Here is a 2,279-nt window from a genome sequence, read left to right as displayed (position 1 = left end):
TTTATTTTTTCTGCTTCATTGAGGATTTTTTCTCTTAAAGGATGGTCCTCAAACCATTCTTCAAGAAGCTTTCTTGTTACTTCAATATGAAACTGCAAAGCATAGACATTGTGTTTATATCTGAATGCCTGATTTTCATAAAAAGAGGATTTTGCAAGATGAACCGCATCAACTGGTAAATCAAAGGTGTCTCCATGCCAGTGAAAGACTTTGAATTTCCTCCATACATCACCAACTGATGGATGCTTTGCAAGGGCAATCATTAATGGGTCTCTTAAACCCTCTGCTGTAAGCTCTATTTCATGCCAGCCAATTTCCTCACCGTGTCCCTTATAAACCCTTGCTCCAAGCGTATGGGCAATTAATTGAGCACCAAGACATATTCCCAGAACTTTCAGGTTTCTGTTTATTGCCTCTCTTATTAACCTTGAAGTTACCTTTAGATGGGGATAAATATCCATCTCATAAACACCCATTGGTCCACCCATAATGATTAGTCCTGTGAAATCTTCAAGGGTTGAAGGCAATTGCCCTTGTTCTGCTTCAAAGATTTTGTATGGAATTAAGTTTTCAATTAAATAGTTCTCTATGCTTCCTGGACCTTCTGATTTAATATTTTTAATTATCGCTATCATTAAGATTTACTCCTTTCTTTATTAAAATTCCGTATTTTTTTATTCTGTAGTTAAGCTGCCGTTCAGTAAGACCCAGAGCATGGGCTGTTTTTCTTATATTATAATTAAATTTTGGAAGAGTATCCATGATGCGTATTCTTTCAAGTTCTTCAACCTCTTTGGGAAGTTTTAGTTCTCCACAGAAAGAGGATTTTATTTTAAATACTCCTCTTACAGTATCAGGAAGGTCATAAACCTTTATCTTATTGCTCTCTGACATAACAACAAGCCTTTCTATGGTGTTGGCAAGCTCTCTTACATTTCCAGGCCAGTCATAGTAAACAAGCATCCTTAATGCTTCTTCATCAATTAAGACTGATTTTTTATAAATCTTGCAGAACCTCTTAAGATAATGCTCAACAAGCAGGGGAATGTCCTCTTTTCTGTCTCTCAGGGGTGGAATGTATATGGGTATAACATTAAGCCTCCAGAAAAGATCTTCCCTGAATGTTCCTTTTCTTATTTCCTCTGAGAGGTCCTTGTTTGTTGCTGCAATTATTCTCACATCAACCTTTATTGTTTTTGATGAACCAAGAGGTTCAACTGTTCTTTCCTGAAGCACTCTTAATAATTTTGGCTGAAGCGAAAGAGGCAACTCACCTACTTCATCAAGGAAAATTGTCCCTGCATTTGCCTGTTCAAATTTGCCAATTCTCTTTACAGCACCTGTAAATGCTCCTTTTTCAGAACCAAAAAGCTCTGCTTCAAGAAGGTTTTCAGGGATTGCAGCGCAGTTTATTGCCACAAAATGGCCCTTTGCTCTTTTGCTCTGAAAATGAATTGTCTTTGCAATAAGCTCTTTACCTGTTCCAGACTCTCCAAAAAGTAGCACTGTTGCGTCTGTTTCTGCAACTTTCATCACTGTTTTAAGCACTGCCTGAAAAGAGGGTGATTGTCCTACAAGATTGGGAAAGTTATATCTGTCTTTAAGTTGTACTTTCAGCAGCAAATTCTCATTTTCCATGACTTTATAACTCTCCCATAGTTTCAGAAACTGAGCAATAAGGGATGCAACTATTGAAAGAACTCTAAGATCATCATCCACTTCTCCCATTTCATCTGAGTAGATTCTATCAGCAGAGACAACGCCAAGAATTTCATCCTCAATCTTTATTGGAACACAAAGAAAGGAAATGCCTCTTTTGTTTGGTCTGCTTCCTGTTTTATTGAGAAACTGAGGCTCCTTTTCAATGTCCGGAATAAACATCGGCAATCCTGTGTCTATCACTTTACCGACAATACCTTCACCAACTCTGTATTTGCCTCTGTTAATCTCCTCCCGAGTCAATCCATAGGCAGCAACAATACTGATTTCTTCTGTCTTTTTGTCAAAAAGAAAAATACTTCCTCTTCGCATATCAAGTTCTTTTGAGAGAATCTCAAGAACAGAATAAAGATTTTTCTCAAGGTCAAAAGAAGAAGTTAAAACCCTGCTAATTTCAAAAAGTGCCTTTAATTCTATGTTTTCATTTTTATTCATACTCTAAACGGCAAATAATTGCCGTTAAACTAACTATTATAACATTTGAACCATGCCGGGTCAATTTGCTGGCAGGAAAGCTCCTGCCGATTTTACATTATTATCATATCGCCTGTTCACCCTTG

At 37.2% G+C, this 2,279-nt stretch carries 2 protein-coding genes; both read right to left on the bottom strand.

Going from position 1 to position 2,279, the window contains the following annotated elements:
• The coding region (locus tag ACP5O9_RS04600) for a type 1 glutamine amidotransferase (protein WP_428723522.1) at window positions 1–635 on the bottom strand (635 nt) is incomplete at its 3' end.
• The gene (locus ACP5O9_RS04595) at window positions 619–2,154 is read right to left on the bottom strand and encodes a sigma-54 interaction domain-containing protein (protein ID WP_428723521.1); all 1,536 of its coding nucleotides are present in this window, start codon (window positions 2,152–2,154) and stop codon (window positions 619–621) included. The genes ACP5O9_RS04600 and ACP5O9_RS04595, both read right to left, overlap by 17 nt.
• Window positions 2,155–2,279 lie beyond the last annotated feature (125 nt).

This window comes from Thermodesulfovibrio sp. (genome assembly GCF_049969575.1).
Lineage (GTDB): Bacteria > Nitrospirota > Thermodesulfovibrionia > Thermodesulfovibrionales > Thermodesulfovibrionaceae > Thermodesulfovibrio > Thermodesulfovibrio obliviosus.
Note: the sequence above shows the minus strand (reverse complement) of the source record. Positions and strands in the feature narration are given on the sequence as shown.

Excerpts from the sequence above, each read along its gene's own strand:
- ACP5O9_RS04595 (WP_428723521.1), bottom strand. The coding sequence starts at position 2,154 with ATGAATAAAAATGAAAACATAGAATTAAAGGCACTTTTTGAAATTAGC.